Origin of the sequence: Paenibacillus sp. J45TS6, from assembly GCF_018403285.1 — a bacterium.
In the GTDB taxonomy this organism is placed as follows: Bacteria; Bacillota; Bacilli; order Paenibacillales; family Paenibacillaceae; genus Paenibacillus.
This window is the reverse complement of record NZ_BOSJ01000010.1, coordinates 56,113-76,560: the sequence shown is the minus strand read 5'-3', so window position 1 is coordinate 76,560 and position 20,448 is coordinate 56,113. Positions and strand designations below refer to the sequence as shown.

26 protein-coding genes and 2 other annotated features are annotated in these 20,448 nt (G+C 38.3%); of the genes, 3 read left to right on the top strand and 23 right to left on the bottom strand.

Annotation, left to right across the window (positions count from 1 at the left end; translation table 11 throughout):
- Window positions 1–24 precede the first annotated feature (24 nt).
- The gene (locus KJS58_RS15660; protein WP_213533728.1) at window positions 25–933 is read left to right on the top strand and encodes a LysR family transcriptional regulator; all 909 of its coding nucleotides are present in this window, start codon (window positions 25–27) and stop codon (window positions 931–933) included.
- Window positions 934–1,036: 103 nt separating this feature from the next.
- On the opposite strand, the gene KJS58_RS15655 is transcribed toward KJS58_RS15660, so the two are convergent.
- The 3 genes from KJS58_RS15655 to KJS58_RS15645 all read right to left on the bottom strand — a co-directional run bounded on the left by KJS58_RS15655 (window position 1,037) and on the right by KJS58_RS15645 (window position 3,900).
- The gene (locus KJS58_RS15655) at window positions 1,037–2,488 is read right to left on the bottom strand and encodes a DUF4179 domain-containing protein (RefSeq protein WP_213533726.1); all 1,452 of its coding nucleotides are present in this window, start codon (window positions 2,486–2,488) and stop codon (window positions 1,037–1,039) included.
- Between the two features lie 21 nt (window positions 2,489–2,509).
- Window positions 2,510–3,019, bottom strand: a complete 510-nt coding sequence (locus tag KJS58_RS15650; RefSeq protein WP_249717410.1) for an RNA polymerase sigma factor — start codon at window positions 3,017–3,019, stop codon at window positions 2,510–2,512.
- Between the two features lie 266 nt (window positions 3,020–3,285).
- Entirely contained in the window at window positions 3,286–3,900 is a 615-nt protein-coding gene (locus tag KJS58_RS15645) for a YdhK family protein (protein ID WP_213533724.1), read from the bottom strand.
- Between the two features lie 156 nt (window positions 3,901–4,056).
- Window positions 4,057–4,283 (top strand) — a binding site (T-box leader).
- An 82-nt stretch (window positions 4,284–4,365) separates the two neighbouring features.
- Between KJS58_RS15645 and KJS58_RS15640 the strand changes: the two genes are divergently transcribed.
- Window positions 4,366–5,727 (top strand): sodium-dependent transporter, encoded by a 1,362-nt coding sequence (locus KJS58_RS15640; RefSeq protein ID WP_213533722.1) that lies wholly within the window; start codon window positions 4,366–4,368, stop codon window positions 5,725–5,727.
- A gap of 223 nt (window positions 5,728–5,950) precedes the next feature.
- On the opposite strand, the gene KJS58_RS15635 is transcribed toward KJS58_RS15640, so the two are convergent.
- Complete coding sequence (locus KJS58_RS15635; protein ID WP_213533720.1) at window positions 5,951–6,481, bottom strand: cysteine hydrolase family protein; 531 nt, start codon at window positions 6,479–6,481, stop codon at window positions 5,951–5,953.
- A gap of 1 nt (window position 6,482) precedes the next feature.
- Entirely contained in the window at window positions 6,483–7,094 is a 612-nt protein-coding gene (locus KJS58_RS15630; RefSeq protein WP_213533718.1) for a helix-turn-helix domain-containing protein, read from the bottom strand.
- A 374-nt stretch (window positions 7,095–7,468) separates the two neighbouring features.
- Between KJS58_RS15630 and KJS58_RS15625 the strand changes: the two genes are divergently transcribed.
- Complete coding sequence (locus KJS58_RS15625) at window positions 7,469–9,250, top strand: acid phosphatase (RefSeq protein WP_213533716.1); 1,782 nt, start codon at window positions 7,469–7,471, stop codon at window positions 9,248–9,250.
- Between the two features lie 98 nt (window positions 9,251–9,348).
- Here KJS58_RS15625 and asd read toward each other — a convergent pair whose 3' ends face one another.
- From asd to KJS58_RS15535, 18 genes are all read right to left on the bottom strand, one after another.
- Window positions 9,349–10,434 carry an aspartate-semialdehyde dehydrogenase gene (gene asd / locus KJS58_RS15620; RefSeq protein WP_213533714.1) on the bottom strand — a complete coding sequence of 362 codons (1,086 nt, stop codon included), beginning with the start codon at window positions 10,432–10,434 and terminating at the stop codon, window positions 9,349–9,351.
- Window positions 10,435–10,566: 132 nt separating this feature from the next.
- Window positions 10,567–10,829 (bottom strand) — a binding site (T-box leader).
- 74 nt (window positions 10,830–10,903) lie between these two features.
- Window positions 10,904–11,371 (bottom strand): hypothetical protein, encoded by a 468-nt coding sequence (locus tag KJS58_RS15615; RefSeq protein ID WP_213533713.1) that lies wholly within the window; start codon window positions 11,369–11,371, stop codon window positions 10,904–10,906.
- A gap of 62 nt (window positions 11,372–11,433) precedes the next feature.
- Complete coding sequence (locus tag KJS58_RS15610) at window positions 11,434–12,057, bottom strand: zinc dependent phospholipase C family protein (RefSeq protein ID WP_213533711.1); 624 nt, start codon at window positions 12,055–12,057, stop codon at window positions 11,434–11,436.
- Window positions 12,058–12,069: 12 nt separating this feature from the next.
- Window positions 12,070–12,531 (bottom strand): arsenate reductase/protein-tyrosine-phosphatase family protein, encoded by a 462-nt coding sequence (locus KJS58_RS15605; protein ID WP_213533709.1) that lies wholly within the window; start codon window positions 12,529–12,531, stop codon window positions 12,070–12,072.
- A gap of 50 nt (window positions 12,532–12,581) precedes the next feature.
- Window positions 12,582–13,442, bottom strand: a complete 861-nt coding sequence (locus tag KJS58_RS15600) for an ornithine carbamoyltransferase (protein WP_213533707.1) — start codon at window positions 13,440–13,442, stop codon at window positions 12,582–12,584.
- A gap of 53 nt (window positions 13,443–13,495) precedes the next feature.
- The gene (locus KJS58_RS15595; protein WP_213533705.1) at window positions 13,496–13,990 is read right to left on the bottom strand and encodes a shikimate kinase; all 495 of its coding nucleotides are present in this window, start codon (window positions 13,988–13,990) and stop codon (window positions 13,496–13,498) included.
- Window positions 13,991–14,024: 34 nt separating this feature from the next.
- A complete protein-coding gene (locus KJS58_RS15590) occupies window positions 14,025–14,531 on the bottom strand; it encodes a P-loop NTPase family protein (protein WP_213533703.1) in 507 nt (168 codons plus the stop codon).
- Between the two features lie 147 nt (window positions 14,532–14,678).
- Complete coding sequence (locus tag KJS58_RS15585; protein WP_213533701.1) at window positions 14,679–15,026, bottom strand: hypothetical protein; 348 nt, start codon at window positions 15,024–15,026, stop codon at window positions 14,679–14,681.
- A 74-nt stretch (window positions 15,027–15,100) separates the two neighbouring features.
- Entirely contained in the window at window positions 15,101–15,646 is a 546-nt protein-coding gene (locus tag KJS58_RS15580; protein ID WP_213533699.1) for a ribonuclease FAU-1 family protein, read from the bottom strand.
- 34 nt (window positions 15,647–15,680) lie between these two features.
- Window positions 15,681–15,920, bottom strand: coding sequence for a DUF3977 family protein (locus KJS58_RS15575; protein ID WP_213533697.1), 240 nt, complete (start codon window positions 15,918–15,920; stop codon window positions 15,681–15,683).
- A gap of 24 nt (window positions 15,921–15,944) precedes the next feature.
- A complete protein-coding gene (locus KJS58_RS15570; RefSeq protein WP_213533695.1) occupies window positions 15,945–16,478 on the bottom strand; it encodes an HAD-IIIA family hydrolase in 534 nt (177 codons plus the stop codon).
- The gene (locus KJS58_RS15565) at window positions 16,475–17,008 is read right to left on the bottom strand and encodes a DinB family protein (RefSeq protein WP_213533693.1); all 534 of its coding nucleotides are present in this window, start codon (window positions 17,006–17,008) and stop codon (window positions 16,475–16,477) included. The genes KJS58_RS15570 and KJS58_RS15565 overlap by 4 nt, the downstream gene beginning before the upstream one ends.
- Window positions 17,009–17,064: 56 nt before the next feature.
- The gene (locus KJS58_RS15560; protein ID WP_249717407.1) at window positions 17,065–17,529 is read right to left on the bottom strand and encodes a GNAT family N-acetyltransferase; all 465 of its coding nucleotides are present in this window, start codon (window positions 17,527–17,529) and stop codon (window positions 17,065–17,067) included.
- 120 nt (window positions 17,530–17,649) lie between these two features.
- Window positions 17,650–18,006, bottom strand: a complete 357-nt coding sequence (locus KJS58_RS15555) for a GNAT family N-acetyltransferase (protein ID WP_213533691.1) — start codon at window positions 18,004–18,006, stop codon at window positions 17,650–17,652.
- Between the two features lie 65 nt (window positions 18,007–18,071).
- On the bottom strand, window positions 18,072–18,455 hold the full coding sequence (locus tag KJS58_RS15550; RefSeq protein WP_213533689.1) for a hypothetical protein: 384 nt from the start codon (window positions 18,453–18,455) through the stop codon (window positions 18,072–18,074).
- 44 nt (window positions 18,456–18,499) lie between these two features.
- On the bottom strand, window positions 18,500–18,955 hold the full coding sequence (locus KJS58_RS15545; RefSeq protein WP_213533688.1) for a hypothetical protein: 456 nt from the start codon (window positions 18,953–18,955) through the stop codon (window positions 18,500–18,502).
- Window positions 18,956–18,985: 30 nt separating this feature from the next.
- Window positions 18,986–19,477: a hypothetical protein gene (locus KJS58_RS15540; RefSeq protein WP_213533686.1), complete on the bottom strand. Its 492-nt coding sequence runs from the start codon at window positions 19,475–19,477 to the stop codon at window positions 18,986–18,988.
- A gap of 83 nt (window positions 19,478–19,560) precedes the next feature.
- Window positions 19,561–20,283 carry a metallophosphoesterase family protein gene (locus KJS58_RS15535; RefSeq protein ID WP_213533684.1) on the bottom strand — a complete coding sequence of 241 codons (723 nt, stop codon included), beginning with the start codon at window positions 20,281–20,283 and terminating at the stop codon, window positions 19,561–19,563.
- Window positions 20,284–20,448 lie beyond the last annotated feature (165 nt).

Below are 20,448 nucleotides of genomic sequence, written 5' to 3'. Positions count from 1 at the left end.
AAAAAATAGAAAGGAGAATGTGATATGGAATTAAGGGTTCTGCGCTATTTTCTCACTGTCGCAAGAGAAGGAAGTATAACAGGAGCAGCCAATTTTTTGCATGTAACACAACCCACTTTGTCGAGACAATTGAAAGAGCTCGAGGAGGAGCTAGGAAAGAAATTATTTATTCGGAAAAGTCACCATGTTGTTCTTACAGAAGAAGGCATGATCCTAAGAAAAAGAGCAGAAGAAATCATTAATATGGTCGTTAAAGTGGAAGAAGAATTTCATTCGATGGAAGAAACGATAGGGGGAGATATTTACATAGGGGGCGGAGAAACAGATGCTATGAAGCTAATAGCGCGAACCGTAAAAAGCTTGCAGATTAAATATCCAGCGATCAGATACCACTTTTATAGTGGAAACTCCGATGATGTGACAGAGCAACTTGATAAGGGGTTACTTGATTTTGGAATTCTGATTCAACCAGCCGATTTGTCAAAATATAACTATATCAATATCCCGGCAAAAGATGTGTGGGGAGTTGTTATGAGAAAAGATAGCCCCCTAGCTGTAAAAGAAAGCATACAAAAGACAGATTTAATAGGCGTTCCTCTCCTTTTATCGAGACAAGCTATTAAAACAGGACTATCTAGGAATGAATTTTCTGAGTGGTTTGGGGAAGATTACGATAAATTAAATACGATTACGACATATAATCTAGTTTATAATGCTGCCATACTGGTTGAAGAAGGTATCGGTTACGCAGTTACCCTTGATAAGATCGCAAATACATCTAGTGATAGCAATCTATGTTTTAGACCCTTAGAACCAAGACTTGAATCTGGATTAAATATTGTTTGGAAGAAACATCAAGTGTTTTCCAAGGCCGCTAATATTTTTTTCAAAGAAATTAAGGAGACATTTTCTAAATGTAAATCGGATAAATAAAAAAGTCAAAGTAAACAAACAACGATCATGCATTTGGAATGGTTTATATAAGCAATAAAAAGCAGTGTTCTACGGCATGTAAATACCATAGTCCACTGCTTTTTTATTTAGAAGATGAATACAACTGCAAAGTCAGATCTTCTAGTATAGGGTTCCAATATCTTTTGATCTTGATTGTAAGGGGCTGCGGATAGTTCACAGCATCTGCTCCAAAATTGTAAGAGTAGTGATCTTCTCCAATATCATCTTTTGATGAGGTGGAGAATCCACTTCCTCCCATGCTTCCACTTGGTTCTTGATCATGGCTTACTCCATCAGCATCCTGATATTGTAAATCTAACCACATGGAACTGCTTCTCAAGGTTACAGCATTTTCAATTTCACGTTGGAACAATACATCGCCGACATCTGCTTCTTCCGATGACTTTATCATTTGCAGATCGTTGTCCGGAGCTTGGACAATCTCATTCTTGCTTAGATCAATTACAATCTTCTTCTGTTCCTCTTCAAGTGCCGAGATCCCTTGAATGTTCAGTGCGATCGAATCAAAATGATTCAGTTTACTGCTGTAGAATACAAGAGTCCTTTGGTTCTCCTTTGAAAACAGGCCCGAATTACTAGAGTTAAGCACCTTTGGATAAAATAACTTTTCTGATTTCTCTCCTGATTTTCCAATCAACACGGGATTGATCAGCTGAAAGATATCTTTTGTATTCATTAAGTCATATTCCAAGTCCACATAAGTATGCAGCGGTGTATAGACAATTTTATTGATGTGAATTTTCTGACCATCCATTTCCATCGTTTTATTGATATCAAAAGAATAAGTCTGGCTTTCAAACATGTTTGGATCTAATTCAAAAGCGACTTCTAGGCTAGTTTGACTTTGATTTTCGGTATAAACATTAATTTCGTAAATTGCCTCATGGTTACTATAGATTGACGTTGAAAGATTTGTCGTATAGATAAAGTTTTTAGTGGCATTTGGTTGTATGAGACTGTCACCTGGTAGTGCCATATCTGTAGAAGCACCCGTATCGGAAACTTCATAATTTCCATATCGGAAGCTTTTCCCTACCTGATCTACCACCTGATCTGTTTTGTTCTCTAAACTATACAAGATATACAATTTTCGACCATCCGTAACTGCACCGAGTACCTCAAACTGATATCCATTTTTCTCTGTACTCTGATATACCGGCTGAATTAAATTGTTACTTAGCACGTTCCCGAGTGCCTTTGTTAAGCCAGGAGCTTCAACAAACAAGTCAGAATCGCTCCAACTTTTAGAAGTGACTGACTGGGTGATTGGCTGTCCTGTCAAAGCATTCTCTCCGTTATTCGGCTGTACAATGGAAGACAGGATAAACAGTACGACAATCGCTGTAATGAATGCACCGCCTCCATAGGAGAAGAGTCGTTTCTTCTGCCGCCGTTTCCCTTGTTCAATCCCCCTCTGAACCGCATTCGTCAATTTCATTTCTCGAACTTGCTCACTATTTCCCTTCATTTCTTGGGCATCGTCACTAAGAATACGTTCTTCTTTATTCCACATGTTTTGTCCTCCTCTCTATTCCTATAAGTACTTCCGAAGCTGTATGAGTCCTTCACGAAGCCAAGTTTTAATGGTCCCTTCCGGTTTCTGCAGTATTTTTGCAATCTCAGGAACCGTCATGTCTTGGTAATATTTAAGCATAACTACATGTCGATATTTCTTCTTGAGCCGATTCATTGCCCGCTCCAAATCCATTCGGTCATTTCTTTTCATTTCATCTGATGGTTCTTTCAACCAACGATCCACAGGAAATACACGTTTTTTTCTTCTTAGTTCGTCCATACAGCAGTTAATCGTGATTCGAATGAGCCAGGGGGTGAAGGATTCTTCGCTATTCAATTTCTTTCGCTTCATCCAAGCCTTACAAGTGGCTTCCTGTACGATTTCTATCGCATCTGCTTCATTTCGCATATAACTGTATGCGACCGAGTATAGTTTTCGTTGCTGACCAGATAGATAATTACTAAAATATTCTTCATCTAGTAGATCAAAATCTGTTGCTCTCGAGCTATTATTTATTGCTTCCTCCACAGTTTATCGCCCCTCCTTTTCCCGAAAATTTATGTACTAGGAAAACCTTATATCCTATTCTCACATTACTAAGACGGTATAGAACAGGAAAACGATTGAAATTTGTATATTTATTTCCGAAATAATAAACTAGTTATTCATTAGGAAGATCAAATCTCTCAAACTTTTGATTTATTCCATACAAAAAAACAACCTCCTATTTGGCGTTAGGATACCAAAAAGAGGTTGCTTATTATTCAAGCTATCTCATACATATTACACCCTATTTATTTCGCGGAAAGCTCGTCTTCCGTTACCCATTTATGGTTTTTTACCGGTTCTCCACCCGTTGTTGGAGTATAATCTACCATATACACGGTAGTCATCTCTGAAGAATCAATGACTGCAGGTGCATCCTTCATTCCAGGCATGTGATCTGCCTCTAAAGTAACTTCTGTTCCATCATTCAACGTTTGGTTTGTCAGGTCTTTAATTTCTTCATGAACGACCCATTTATGATTTTTCACAGGTTCTCCGCCTGTAGTTGGGGTATAAGAAACTTCGTAAGCAGTCGTTTCATAAGCACCTACAATAGTTGCTTCTGCTCCCTTCATACCTTCCATATGGTCGGTTTTCAGGATGACTTCACTACCAACCGGATAGGTTGGGTTATCTGCTTCTTTTAAACCATTGGGTACTTCTCCTGAACTGGAATGATTCATATCCATTTGGTCCGTATTATTTTGTTCCGTTTGGTCCTGAGCCGTTTGATTTTGCTCCGTCCCACTTTGCTCCGTTTGAGTCTGGTTCGTGTTCGGATCTGATTGTTCAGTTGACTCACTTCCACATCCACCTAAGACAATAATCGCTGCTGCACTCAGTAATACTAGTTGTTTTTTCATTGTTTTGATACCTCATTCTTTTGTATTTTCTTGCTCGTACAATGAAATTACCCATTAAGTTAAAAATAAAACAGATGCTCATCTCACAAGGGGATCAAAAAATACTTGACCGCTGGGAATTCCCATACTATAATTTCGACTATTATCATAAATACGACATAAGCAACGAAGAGAACTTTATTAAGCCGGTCTCCCTGTTTACAGAGAATCAGTGGTTGGTGGAAACTGATACATAGATTTGGTGAATTTCATTCTTGGAGCTTTTTTATGCTGCATCATAAGTAGCAGTGTAAAAACGGAGGAAACCGTTATTTTCTCAAGTGGGAAGCAGTGTGTTTTGCTTCCAATTAGGGTGGTACCGCGTGAATAGCCACGTCCCTATCTATTATAGATAGAGACGCGGCTTTTTTTGTTTTCTACTTTAACCTGTAGAGGACGTAATAATAATAGATTGGATGGATTAACATGCAAACATCTGAGCAGTGGTCATCGAAGATCGGTTTTATTTTATCAGCAGCAGGGTCAGCCATTGGAGTAGGCGCGATATGGAAACTCCCTTATGTCACGGGCATAAGCGGAGGAGGCGCATTTTTTCTTCTTTTCATTCTATTTTCTTTATTCATGGGTTTCCCCTTATTGCTGGCGGAGTTTGTGATTGGACGCAGCACGCAAAAAGAAGCCATCAGTGCCTATCGTAGTATCGCTCCCCACACGAAATGGCATTGGATTGGGAAATTAGGGGTATTCACTTGTTTCCTATTATTATCTTTTTATAGTGTAATTGGCGGCTGGATCGTGATCTATTTTGTAAGAGGGTTGTTTGGCGGCATTATAAGCGAGGGTGCAGATTATACTTCTGTTTTTGATCAGACGATTGGGAACCCTGCTCTCGTTATCGCTGCTCAGTTCGTATTCCTCGCGTTTACTGTTCTTGTCGTCGCAAAAGGAATTCAAAATGGAATCGAAAAAGTTAGTAAAATATTGATGCCTGCTTTATTTGTATTATTCTTGGTCCTGATCATTCGCTCGCTTACCTTACCTAACGCAGTAGAAGGTGTAAAGTTCTTTCTAGCACCTGATTTCTCGAATATTACTTCAGAAAGCATTCTATTCGCGATGGGACAGGCCTTCTTCTCCTTAAGTGTCGGTGTATCGGTAATGGTTACCTACAGTTCATATCTTTCTAAAAAAGAAAGCTTAATTCAGCCTGCCATTTCAATTGTATCGATGAATTTACTGATTGCGCTACTGGCAGGGTTAGCTATTTTCCCAGCGGTATTTTCTCTAGGATTAGAACCGGCTGAGGGGCCAGGACTGCTATTTGTCGTCTTACCGGCGGTTTTTGATCAGATTATTTTTGGAGAAGCATTCTTAATTGGTTTCTTGGCATTATTTCTATTCGCTACCTTAACTTCAGCCTTTTCCATGTTAGAAATTATCGTTGCCTCTGTTGTGAAAGGGAAGGAAGAAAATAGAGCGAAGTATGCCTATCTTGTCGGTGCTCTCATTCTAATCGTAGGGGTTCCTTCCGCTTTATCGTATAGTGTGCTTTCAGATCTCTTGATCTTCTCAAAAACGATATTTGATTCTGCGGACTATCTAGTTAGTAATATCTTAATGCCGCTTGGTGTATTTTTAATCTCCATTTTCGTGACCCAAAAGATTAAGAAAAGCACGCTCCGCGAAGAATTATTACAGCATTCGCGTTTAGGCGGAAAAGCATTTCAAATTTGGTTCTTTATTATGAGATATATTATTCCGATCGTGATCTTCATCGTCTTTCTTGATATTACAGGAATACTGGATAAGTTCATTTCATTATTTTAATTTAAATACTACCCATCATATGAAGTGTAGATCACTGTTAGTCAGAAACGACAAGAATAATAGTTGAGATATATTGGCGGTTATAGTAAAGAGGGGGAACTCCCCTCTTTTTTCTTTTATCCGATGAACTATCGTTTTTCGTAACCACAAGTGCTTGATCTGCTAATAGTTGCTCTATGAGAGGAGAAGTCACTCTTCTCACCTTTTCATAAATAGTTGGATTTTAAAACTGGACTTCGCTCGAGCGAACTAATGTAGCAAATTGGGCAAGAATGCTATTATGATGGTTTATAATTTGTTCTGCCGTTAATCTATCTGAATCGTAAGTGCTGTGGCAATCCTCCACCAAATCTATATTGTAGCCACGGGAATAACCGCTCTTCACCGTTGTGTCCACGCAATATTCGGTTTGTACGCCGCATATCACTAAATTGTCGATACCTTGATCCCGTAACCGGAGATGGAGCTCGGAATCTAGAAACGAATCCGCGTAGTGTTTAATAACGATATGATCATGTGCAAGGGGAGCGATCTGTTCATGTACTTGCCATAGCGGTTGATTCTCCGATCTTAGAGAACCATGCGGCTCAGTAAACATGACATAGAATACGGGTGAATTTCCTTTTCGAGCCCTATCAATTAATCGCATTGTATTTTCTAGCAGTTTTTCTTCCTGATACTGAGATTTTCCACCATAATCTTTCCATACAAAGGGCATAACCTGCATGTCAATAATTAGTAGTGCCTTTTTCATCTCAGGTGACCCTCCTTGATCCCAATTTCTCTTCCTCATACTTCCATAATCCATGTCGGTTGCAATACGTATACAATGTTCCCCCGTACATTTTGGGAAAGCGTACTTCTGCGAGTTGTTCCGGATACAATTTGATGAGCATCACCCTGTCATAAGAAATATAGGCTACAAAAGATATGTAATGTTCTCTGCTCATTTCGTGCTTTATGGTAACAAAGCAATCCTCTTCAATATCGTGAACGGTTATTTGGTGCTGATCGTTCTCCAATTTGGAAAGCAGTGGCTCCAGTATCCTTCCGCAGCATGAAATGCTCGTTGCCCCCGTACTAGTCATAACATTGCCACAGCTTTGACACACGTAAAATTTCACGTTTTTCATATTTCCTCCGTCCTGCTCATTCGGATTTAAATCCCCAGATAAAATCTTCTCAATATTTACTCCTAATACATTGGATAGCTCTCCAAGCAAGGACACATCCGGACACCCTAAACCACGTTCCCATTTTGATATCGTCTTATCACTAATATTCATAAACTGGGCTAATTCTTTTTGAGTCATTCTTTTCTCTTTACGAATACCCTGAATAAGCCTTCCTACCTTGATGCAATCCATATTGTCCGCCTCCTGTAATTTTACAATATCAAGTTTATTAGCCCCTTACAATAAACGCTCCGTAGAGTTTACTAACCTACACAATTGCTTAATGACATTGGAAGGTTGTATCTAAGGTCTATTCAGAGAAATTCGATACAGGGCAAATTTCACAGTGACCGACACTCAAGTCATAAGTGTGGGTCGTAAATGAAAGTGCTGAATGTAAGCAGAACAACTCTGCCTACTTCCGCACTTTTTTCTATATAATGAAAAAGTTTCTTTTCCTAACAATAAAATTACATACATGCTTACATTAGTTAACAAACCAAAGATACCATTATAAAAGTATGATATTACAACAAAATGGAATGAAGAGAGGATCAGTATATAAAATGAATAAGAAAAAGACACCAGTATCTGCCGCAATTTTATCTATGAGCATACTTCTAAGTTCCCTTGGCGGTAGTTACGCCAGCGCCAGCACCAGTGCTAATACAGCTATAACGAATGTAAATCCCCCTGCAGCTCCTGCTTGGGGCCATTTTGTAGATCAATATAAAAATAATGTGGCGGATAATCAAACCGTGAGAAATAATCCAACGATAGGTCTCCTATCTGAATTTAATAAACTTTGGACTCCCGGTGATTCTTGGAACACAGGGACCATATTGGACCATAAAGTGCTGGGTCTGAATATTCAGAAGGTGTTCCATACGTCAATTCACCGCACAGCAAATGAGGAAAAAGAGGCCTATTTAGATGATCGCAGGAATCAGAGCTACAGTGTGATTGACGGTCTTGGATCACTAGCTGATGACTACCGTTCAAAAGCGAAGGCGACGACAACCATACAAGATGTAGCCGCAGATGCCACGACTAAGAAGTACAGTGATGAAGGAAATAATGCAGGAGATCCCGAATCTGAACTCGGTAATATGGTGAACTTGGTGAATACGCTTCGGGGACAATATTCATCGACCAATCCGGCGAAAAGCTATTTTAGTTATCCTCGTCCCTTCCGCTGGGTTAATAATTCAGTAGTCCTTCCCACTCTAATCCCAGTGCAAAATGCGGACCCCACGAAAGACGGCGGTTTTCCTAGTGGTCATACCAACGCTGCCTATCTTAGTGCCTTTGCTCTAGCCTATGCGGTACCAGAACGTTATCAGGAGCTGCTTACCCGTGCATCAGAGCTTGGGAATAACCGTATTCTTGCAGGAATGCATTCTCCACTCGATGTAATGGGAGGACGTGTTATGGCCACAGCAACCGCGGCGGCTATCTTATCAGATCCAGCAAATAGTGAGCTCAAAAAAGCAGCGTATAAGGAAGCACATGACCTGCTGTTAACACAAGAAGGAACGGGAACAGAAAATGATCGCAATTTTGCTGCAAATAATAAAAAATACACGGAACGGCTAACCTATGGATTTAAAAAATCGAATAAAGCAACTACACCGGTCGTAGTTCCAAAAGGTGCTGAAGTACTGCTCGAAACGAGACTTCCTTATCTAAATGATACGCAGCGCCGCTGGGTATTAGCAACAACTGGACTTGCTTCCGGCTACCCCGTACTGGACGATCCCGAGGGCTGGGGACGACTAAATCTCTTTGCAGCAGCGGATGGATATGGTGCATTTGATACAGATGTAACGGTAACGATGGACGCAATAAAAGGAGGTTTTCATGCAGAAGACAGCTGGAGCAATGATATCTCCGGCAAAGGTAAACTGACTAAAAAAGGGACAGGAACATTAAAACTCGAAGGTAACAATACATATTCCGGCGGGACTCTTATTGAACAGGGCACGCTTGAAGGTACATCCAAGACCGCATTTGGGACAGCAAGTGTGACCAATAACGGCGGGATTCTTAGTGAAAATGTAGACGGTCAATGGAAGATTGGCGGCAGTTACAGACAATCTGATAAAGGTACAACGGAACTCACGATTGGCAGTAAGAAAGATTTGCTTAAAATAAAGAAAGAAGCTGTGCTTGGCGGGAAATTGAGCCTTACCTTCACAAACAATTATGTTCCAAAAAACGGGGATGCTATTATCACTTATGACAAACGGAAGGGTTCATTCTCTTCCGTAGAAATCAAAGGCTTGCCAAGTAAGAGCAAAGTGCAATTAGTCTATACCGCTAAAAGCATTCAATTGAAAGTGAAGTAAACCTCATAAGAGTTTGCAAAAAAAGAAGCCCCATGACTTCGGGCTTCTTTTCTCTATCAATTTTATAAACAGATGAAAAGCATAGGTTAGAATGATTCCTATTTTGCTTGAATGTATCCTTCTGCTTTCAACAGTTCCGCGATCAGAACAGCACCACCTGCAGCTCCGCGCAGTGTATTATGTGACAGTCCGACAAATTTAAAGTCATAAATTGAGTCTTCGCGTAATCTTCCGACGGAGACACCCATACCGCGTTCAATATCACGATCAAGCTTCGTCTGTGGTCTGTTATCTTCTTCAAAATAAGTGATAAACTGTTTTGGCGCACTTGGAAGACCTAGCTCTTGCGGACGACCTTTGAAGTTTTTCCAGCGGTTCAGAATTTCCTCTTTCGATGGCTTATTCTCGAACGAAGCAAATACAGTAGCTAAATGGCCGTCTGTTACAGGAACGCGAATACACTGAGTCGTGATCAGTGGTGAGCTTGCTTTCACAATCTCTCCATTCTGAACACTGCCCCATATGCGAAGCGGTTCTTGCTCGCTTTTTTCTTCTTCACCGCCGATATACGGAATTACGTTATCCAGCATATCCGGCCAATCCGTGAAGTTTTTGCCTGCTCCCGAAATCGCTTGATAAGTAGAAGCAACCACATTCGTTGGTTTGAAATCAAGCAAAGCATGGAGTGCAGGAACATAACTTTGAATAGAACAGTTTGGTTTCACTGCAATAAATCCTGTGGAAGTTCCCAGGCGTTTTCTTTGCGCTGCGATTACCTCGATATGTTCTGGATTGAGTTCAGGAACAACCATAGGAATGTCCGGCGTCCAGCGATGAGCTGAATTGTTTGAAATAACAGGCGTACCTGTTTTTGCATATGCTTCTTCTAACGCTTGAATCTCATCTTTCTTCATATCTACTGCGCAGAAAATAAAATCTACATCCTGAGCAACTTGCTCCACTTTCGATGCGTCTTGAACGACAATCTGTTTTACGTTCTCCGGAATGGGTGTTGCAAGCTTCCATCTTCCGTTTACCGATTCCTCATAGGTTTTTCCTGCAGAGTTGCTGCTTGCTGCAATCGAAGTTACTTCAAACCAAGGATGACCATCCAGCAATTGGACAAAGCGCTGACCCACCATACCTGTTCCACCAACAATACCTACTTTAAGTTTCTCTGACATACGTTATTCAATCCTTTCAAATGGTCTTCTAGTTAACTATTCAAACCATACGATTTGGTGTGTGTTTCTAACATTTTATCTCTATATAACAGTGTATAACAATAAAAAAATCCCACCCCCAAGACGGCAAGTCTTAGGGACGAGATTATTATACTCGCGGTACCACCCCAAATTTGCTAATATGTCGCCATATCAGCCTCATCGAGTACGGTATTATAAAATACGTATACTCTAGCTCTATAACAGGAGCTCCTGGCACACCATCCACTACGAAGTAAAGTTTCCGATGAGCTGCTCTGAGTCTTTGTTCAATAAGGAATCCTTTCCTCCTTTTCAGCTGCCGGAGTTCTCTGTACAAGAATTCATTTATCTACTCTTCTCTTCATCGCATTTATTATGATTATGATCATTATATATAAAACCTTTTCATGGGTAAACATTTTTATCAAATTTCTGAGAGGATTGTTAATTATTTTAACAATTCCTGTATAGTCGATAGGTCAAAACCACCCACAGCTTCATAGGTCCAATAGTGTTTCTTTTTAGAATTGAAACTACTACTTATATTCATTATTTTATCATCCGCAAAAACCACACTAAGTGTTGGACCGTTATCTGGTTGAATCGTGACTCTATAATATTCATCCTGGAAAATGGGGTTTTCGCTGTTGGTTCTCTTCAATTTGAGATCCTCAAAAACATTCATTACTTTATTTATGGTTTCTAGGTCAGTTATTTCAGTTGATTTCTTAAATGAATTATCGTCCCACTCTGAAATACTTATTGAAAAGATTTCTTGTGAACCATGTGAGTCACCGATCTGATCTATAACTAGTTCTTTAAATGATGTTCGGGAATTGACCTCTGAGATAATAAGACCGCTAAGGATGAGCAGCGCGACAATGGATAAAATAATCATCTGTGAGCGTTTACTCAATCAGCAAACCCCTTTCTTTTCCCCAGGCTTAGAGGTTAATTAACGCGCATGCTAATATGTTGTTATCTGACTCGCTTTGCTTCATTAATACGTTGTATATGAAATGTCCCAAGTTCAACACATGTCTCTATATAACCAACCATCTGAGTAAACGTAAACACATTCAGATTCTCTTTCATCATTTCTGTGTCATAATTCATATCATCTAATACACAAGGAAGGAATTCATGTACTTCTTTGGATGTAACTTCTTCTAATTCCAAGACTTCTGGAACAACACTCAGCACTTTTCTCAGTTCATCCGTAAAGCTATAGTACTCTAGTAATTTCCCGTTCAATAACCAAAAATCATGGTAATATAAATTGGAAAGTTCCTTATCTGCTTCCATTCTGTTCCTCAGCCAAGGAAGATTAAAACCTCTCAGCCATACATCATCGGCGATTAAATGAGTGTAATATCCCCTAATATAAGGAGAATCTGCTTGCGATCTATATTTTTCTAAAAAGCTTTGATAATCAACACTTCTAGAAAAATCTTGCACATCACCAATAAAGAAATGTGATAAATCTTTAGATGAAACTGCATCCGGAGCAATACTCCCTAGTAAAAATAAGGTTCTGTCTTTCATAGACAGATTCTCTGCTATTCGATTCGCAATAACCAAATGCATTATTCTCGAACCCATAGTTCGCCCTCCCTAATTTTGATAATTCTTTATATTTTTTATCACAACAGGTATGGCATTATTGAAATATTGGATTAATTCCCTCATCTTCTGATCAAAACCTTCCTCATCAGGAGCCCCTATGTTTACAGGAGTATTTTGACTTTTATAAACTTCATTAAATAGATAAATGTCCCGATTGTACTCTTTTCTTACAAAGTCCCTATGTAATTCACTCATTCCAATAATAAAATCATAATCCTCAAATGACCTTTCTCCGAATTGTGTTCTCTTAAACTGCGAAACATCAATGTCCATGTCCCTCATCACCTGAAAATGAAGATCTGAATAGCTGCTGATATCACTACTAGCCCTAATTCCCGCTGAAGCAACGGTGATATCCGTGATATGGTTCGTTTTCAGGTAATCTTTCGCGCAGAACTCTGCAATTACGCTGCGAGTATAGTTGTCAGTACACAGAAATAAAACATTCATATAATCTCACTTCTTTCTTTATTGGCATTGTCCTTCCCCGTAACTATCTCTTAGTTTTCAATTGATAAACCTAAAGATCGAATGATAATGGCTTGCTGAACATATAACAAATTCTTTTTAAAATAATGCCCGACAAAGTAATCAGACTGCATTACATTTTCACTTACTTCTTGATTTCGATCGAAGGGGGGACAAGGATTGAGAATGGCACCTGGATTCGTTAGCCGCATTCTCTCTAGATTTATTTGATATTTTTTAATATAATCATCGGTTTGGTATTCGGGAGGAAGGGAATCTGTGAGCACAACATCGCTACCCACGAGTTTATCTTCAAGCTCCGCCCAAAATTGATAATTCTGTCCGTCCATACAGACCCTATTTCCTGGGCTGCAAACGTGTTGTAACGTGAGACCCAGTACCTTAGCTATTTCTATCCATGAGTTTAGAATATTCCCCGGCGGACCGACAAAGGTGTAGGTGAGTTCTTGAAAGTTAGGCTTCATCGTTCGGATCGTGTATAGGTCAGCGACTATTTCACATGGATGATTCTCTGATGACATGGCATTAATAATAGGGATTTCTGCATGTTCCGCTAAATCATTCATTACCTCAAAACTAGGGTGACGGATGATCACTCCATCAATCCACTGATTCAGATATCCCACTACATCCGAGAGTTTCTCCTTTTTATTCAGGGACTCCGGAGGGAAAAGAATACATTCCCCGCCAAGCTCTTTGATTCCTTTTTCAAACGTTATCCTGGTCCTTATACTCGTATTCGGAAAAAATAAAGCGAACGTCTTCCCTTCTAAAACCCTCGTGAAATCCCCGTTTTTTATTTGGTCTGTCATGTTAAATAGTTCTGAGATATCTTCTTGAGTTAAATCCTTTAACGATAAAAAATGATTCATTCGCTTACTCCCCCGTGAATGGATTAAAGTTGCTCCATTAATTAATTACAGTATCATTCATGAATGATCCCAATCAATTCACTTACACACTCTTCTATACTTTTATTAGAGCAATCTAGAATGGTATCACTATACCTGATGTATAAAGGAACCCTTTCTTCAAAAACATCCTTTAGACTTTGCCCTTCCTTTATCACAATTCCTCTAGTTGTTATATCACTTAGTCTTCTTTCCAGTTCTTCATAAGGAAGTTGTAAATAAATAATCTGCCCCTCTTGTTTAAGGAAGTTCATCGCTTTTTCGGAATATATGACACTCCCACCTGTAGATATGATGCAGTTTTCCAGTTCTAACCCAGACACTACCCTCTCTTCGATCTCCATAAACTTAAAGACACCATCTTCAGCAAGGATATCTTGTAATAACCTGTCTTCATGATTTTGTATGACAATATCGGTATCTACATAACTCATTCCTAATGCTTTTGCGAGCAACACACCTAAGGTGCTTTTACCAGCTCCAGACATGCCTATAAGAACAATATTCATAAGCCAACTCCCACTTAGCAAGATCACCTAACACCTAACACAAACCCATTGTTATAAGCTGTTTATAACGTTTATTATCAGTTAATCTGATAAGTTTTTGATGATATAAGCTCAAGTTTGCTTCAAAAGCTTCTCTATCCTTCTCAAAATCGCTTGTCCATTTATACATCATCTCTAACATGGTTAAATCTGCTTTGTAATGGCACTGTTCAATATGTAGTTTTTGTTTTAAGAACCTAGTAAAAATCCGGATTCTACGCTTCCATAACGGAGGATCAAGAAAAATAATAGTATCAGCCATTTCATATAAACAGCGATATGATTCCCTATCAGTACCTTCCAATATCCAGGGTCCCTTTTGGTCAATATCCATAATCACCTTAACCTGCTCGTCTGGTGTACGTTTAATTCTTTGGTCTCCGATCTGATGATATACGATAGAATCCAGTTCATACCAACATATATTCATGTCCTTTGATAATTGCATTGCTAGAGTTGTTTTGCTGCTAGCTACAGTTCCTACGATAAAAATCTTCCTCATACATTTCGGCTCCTAGTTGTTCCTAGTTTTATCGTTTCGATATATTACTTTTCTTGTTTCGGTCTTCTGGATCCCTATTTCGATATGTATAATGAAGCGCCCCTGCCTTAGATAACTTATATCCTTGCAGAGGGCGCTTTGTATTTGTTATCTAATCAATACTTCTGTTGAACTAACGATCCATTCAGTTAGATCAGGGTATACCGCACTCCATACCATTGTAGAAATAAACAAAGTCATGAAGATATACGGGCATTTTTTCTTAAGATGCCGTGTTGATTGAATCATACTTATCAGGATAAGAGGAATTGTAAAAAATGATGTGATGTGCCAGCCTAGCTGTTCATCTTTAGACCAACTTCCAATCCCAATGTAGTTCAAAAAACTGTCTAACAATGAGTATCCGTAGATGTGATTGCAACCTAGGATTAGGACCATAAACAATACAACTATCCATAACCAACCCATAGACACTTGACTTTCTCGTTTAAACAAACAATCTCCTCCATCGCAAGAAGGTATGGATATAAATTCCATAATAACATAATTTAATTTGAATTAAGTGCTTTTCAATATTTCACATGTTTTAATAAAAGATTAAAATAATGTTCACTACTCTGCATAACAGGCAGACTCATGGATTTTATGCTTTTTATTAAGTCTTTCATTGTATTCTTTGCTAGGTAATAATCATCTAATTCAATTGCATTTCTATTCAATGCGTCTTCCAGTTCATCTTCATCCTTCATTTGAAATTTTCCATTTGGAAGAACCATCACATCTAAATAAAGATCATCCCAAAAAGGAATACCTTGATCGCTGATCCCGTTTTGCTTAGATATATCAAAATACCACTGAATAATCTCTTTCTTGTCATTAAACATCGTTGTAACACAGTAATTCGATTTCCAGGGAAAATGTTGCATCCAATAGTAACCATCATCAACAATAAGAACTTCTTCCCCGTTGATTACGGTAGTTAGTGGTTCCTTCACTTGATGAATCGTAATTAAGGTAGCATAACCTTCAAACTCATTATCTTGAAAATACTTGCATACAAAATTTCGATCAAGCACTCGATGCCAGTCTAATCGGTCTGCATACTTTCTTTTCACTTCAGCACCTCCACCGAGATCCCTTGAATCCTTCTTATAACCCAGAGAATCCAATCATTAGTTTGAATTTCCTTCTATCCTTCTTAATGAACTTTATGCCTTCCTTGGTATCAATGATCAAAACATTCGTACCTATCCATACCCGGATATATAACGATTCCATTTTGAATGGCTTTATAAAACCTTTCATTTCACTTTCCGACCCATCGTCGTGTTCAATCTCTGTTCTAACAAACCAAGTATTCCCGATTCCGATTTCGGTATATTTCTTCAAAGAAATAACTCCTTCAAGAGTTTATTAGATATGTGTATTAAGTATCCATTCCACTGCATCATTGATATGCTCCGCTATATAATCAGGTTCGGCTTCTTGCCATTTATGTCTGTAATCTGACAGAGATGATGCGCCCCATCCGGTTCTCACCAGAATTTTAGTTGCACCCACTGCATGAGCTGCTAGCATATCTGTTTCCCCTACATCACCAATTACCACACACTTAGATAAGTCTAATTGATGCTTTGAGGCTGCTTCTTGCAACATACCAGGTTTAGGCTTCCTACAGTTACAATGATCTTGTTCACTATGAGGACAGATATAAGAACCATCAAACCCATATTTCTCGAATTCATGTCTAAAATCTTCTATTGTTGCTTCACTGCGTGAGATTCTATGCTGATTCGTAAAAGCAAACACCTTGTACCCTGCTTGCTTTAAACGGTTAATCGCATCCTGAGCACCCTCATATTGCTTAAAGTTACTTGGATGTATAAAATGACCTGTGCCACCTATAGTCCCGTCACGGTCGATAAATACAGCTTGAAAGTCCTTCATCTAATCCCTCCCCTATTTAACGTTGACCATTTTCGAAGCTGATTAATATGAGCTTGATGATAGCGACTATGGTCAGCCATATGCCATATCCCCCATCGTATAGTTGCTTGTTTTTCATTGTCATGTCCAAAATTAACAACTCTGTCTAGATCCGCATCGATTAGCTGCGTACAAGCTGCTTCCAACATATTTAATACTTGTTCATAGTTATACATTAATGTGCTCAATAAGATCCCATCGACCATGGGGAGCCTATTATTTTCATCAATCATGGGACCGTATTGTTCTGATAATAACTTAGGAAGTGGCTGTTCCTTTATTCTATAAACCCAGTTCAGATCAACATAGGTGATATGTTTTATTAACTGAGCAGTACTGTTCGATTTATTATCGGGCCCTTTGTAATCTAGTTCTTCTTGTGACATCCCATCAGTAATACACGTAAGTCGGTGACTGTTCTCTTTTACAGAGGAATATAACATACCCACAACAGGTGACATATTGGCTTGCCCTTGTAAATCATAGATCACTCGCAGACTCCCCCTTATTGCTTAATTCATATCTGATAATTGAAAAGGGTATGATTTTAGCACAACATATTTTCCATTGGTTCCTTACAATGCTCATATCCATTCCTTTTATAAAAATCTACACCTTCATCACTTGGCCATACGATAATAAATTCATATTTACTTTCTTTAGCCCAATCATTGATTTGCGATAATAAGTTACTACCGATGCCTTTTCCTCGATATTCTGGTTTGGTATAGACATTGGTCATATAAGCAAAAGGGTTTGTCGTTCTACCTGGTCTAGGGACTTTATGTATAAGCTCTATGTATATATTTGATACAATAATTCCGTCTTCCTCAGCAATCCAAACATACCACTTGCGACTTTGAAATATTTCTATTAAAAAAGCGCTACATTCATTGTAGAAGACATCATAATTTTCATTTTTGAGTTTGCCTTCAACATCGTATTCCATTGTAAAATCCCATCTCAACCGAATGAGTTGATCAATATCTTCCTTATTAGCTGTTCTTATCATCAGTAATCCCCCCAGAATATGCAGCAATATCTCGTAAGCGAAGATAAGTTGTTAGAAGAGAAGGTTGGACTACAATCCCGCCAACAACTTTTTAGATTATCTAATAAATCCTAGGGATCGTTATCGATGAAGATGATCCCAAGTATCTTTAAGCAACCCATATTCTTTAATATCACTATACGTACCGTCTTTAAGTATCATCTCCTGTTTAAATTCCCCCTCTATAACCATTCCGAGTTTTTGCAGCACAAGACCTGAAGCGGTATTATCCGAATGGTGCCATGCTTTTAACTTATGGGCATTTATATCTTCGAAAGTATACCGTGCGATTTCTTTTGCAGCTTCACTAGTAAATCCTTTCCCCCACCACTTTGTTCCGATATAATAGCCAATCTCACATTTCGAATGTTTATTAGATAACTCAGGAAAATGGATTGATCCAATCCGAACGATTAAGCTCCATACTGCCTCTTTCATTTAGTCTGCTTTTCCTTCAGCCTCAATTGGATATAATATATTTAAGTTATCCATACCTTGCTTGGTCATAGACTTTCGTATTTGCTAAACCATTCTTTCCCTGTACTCCAGCCTTCAATCTGGCTTTCATTCTTTAATATGTCCTCACATGCTTTCGCCATGATCCATTCCTTTAATCCATCTTCCTTACTATTCTTGAGCTCGTTAAGTAAAAATTTCAAACCTTTATCTCCGGATGCTAATATCTCATCATATAAATTTTGATTGTCCTGAATAAAGGTGGCGGGATTACTTGATGCAAGTACACTGTTGTTATCCATGATCGACACCAAGTTTTTCTCTATTTGATTACTTATATCGTTTGGCTTGGCATTTTGACTTGATTGACATGCTATGAGAATGGATAAATATAGAACTGTCGTTATACTAATGAGTATTTTTCGTTTCATAGAATAATCCCCTCTTATGGGCAGTATAATATTTCAACCTCTAATTAATGCTTTCTACTTCTTATCCAAAACAAAACGACTATAAGAACCGTAAGACTAATAATTGAAACCGGTAGTAACGTATTTCCGCTGATCCTTTGTATTGAACTTTTTTGAGATGCAAAGTAAAACTTATTATCCATCTTAACTGCTACCGCATCTTGAGTATTGATATCCTTAATTTCAAAAATCAGACTTCCAACGGGTGTATCATTCGATTCACCGTTCTTCATTGGCATGGGAGTTCTTTGGCGTTCAATCTTCCCAATCTCCTTGCCAATGTTGTTTATATCTATCTCTACACCGGAAACTAGGTACACGTAGTTATTCAAAGCGATTGCACGAGGATAACTTTCGGCGAATGCCTCTCCTGTATTTAATAAAGTCACAATGAATACAATGACAACGAACAGTAGTCGTTTTACGTTATACAGAATCTCGCCTCCTTTTAATCCGGACAAGACTTAACTTAAAAACAAAATGGATGGACATTATTCATTAGGTGCTTTGGGAGGTTTTTGAGCTTGTCTAACCAATTTTCCTCCGATAAAATGTTTTCCATATTTCTTTACATTTTCTTCAATTTCATGATCAGTAGGAATGTGTTTGATTCTCCAGGTTAAAAAATAGGCTTGAACCTTACCACTATAAAAAACCCATGAAAAAAATCTCTCCGCAAATTTATGAGAACCTCTAGTTCTGAAATTATTCATTGATTTTCCATCTTTCCATACCGTAACGGTTTGCCCAATTCCCCCCTGAAGTTGTCCTGAGAGTTCAGCATATAATAAATTATCATTCTTAATCAGCTGCTTCTTTATAGACTCATTCACAATTCCATTAATAATAATTCTGAAAACATTAAACTTCTCTCCGCGTGTTACTGATATAATTGCTGTCTCTGGAAGGGGTATATCTTTATCTCCAAAAGTAAACCTGGCCCCATACTTATTATTTGGATCTTGATGTTTTACCCAATTCATATGGAACACCCCCAATTATATCTTCACTTTCACGACCATTTACTTATAAAGTCATCATCAATTCTATGTTTAAAAAATTAGATTCAGAATATGTAAGCTCCATGAAATATCTTCAATATAAATTCCCTGTCTGGAACTTTAAGTTTTTCGTATGAATTCAAAAAATCAGTATTATCATATGGAATTTGAATGCTCTCCACATTTATGCCTGATTCACTTACATCTACTAAACCATATCTTGCAATAGGTTTATGATTACAACCTAAAGAGCCAGGATTAAAATATACTCTTCGATCTGACGTTACATGGTGAATAACATGATGATGTCCAAAACAAACGAGGTCATAACCAGAACTTGAATAAAAAGAATCCAGTTGTTCTATTGATGGATTTTTCTCAATTGGAAGGTAATGGTCTGTCATATCTAAATGATAATGAGCAAAATAAAACGTATACCCTAAAACTTCATATATTATCTTCTTAGGAAGATCGGTTATAAATTCAATATAGTGCTTATCTATTCGATCAGCCAACCATTGATGATGTGCTCTTTCATTATGATGCCCGAGAGGTGGATCTTCGCCTCTAAAGGCTGCCGCCACAGCGAGTTCATGATTTCCTAGAACATACGAGACGTTTTGAGTATCTAATAACATTGACATCACTTCATTACTGTCGGGTCCTATTCCTACCATATCTCCTAGGCAAAAAATATGATCTGCTTTTCGTTGTTTTATATCTTCAAGTACTGCTGCTAAAGCAGAGGCATTTCCATGGATGTCTGTAATAATGGCATAAGATTTCATTTGATCACTACTTTCTGTCCATTTGAAATTCCTCTAGCTTTATTAATCCTTACATAGCTTTAAACGTATTCTCTCGAATAAAGTTTTAAATCCTCCAGTTTTAATTTTAGTATTATACGGTTCGCAGGGTTATCCGTTATATTTTCAAGTAGCTTATTTGGAGTA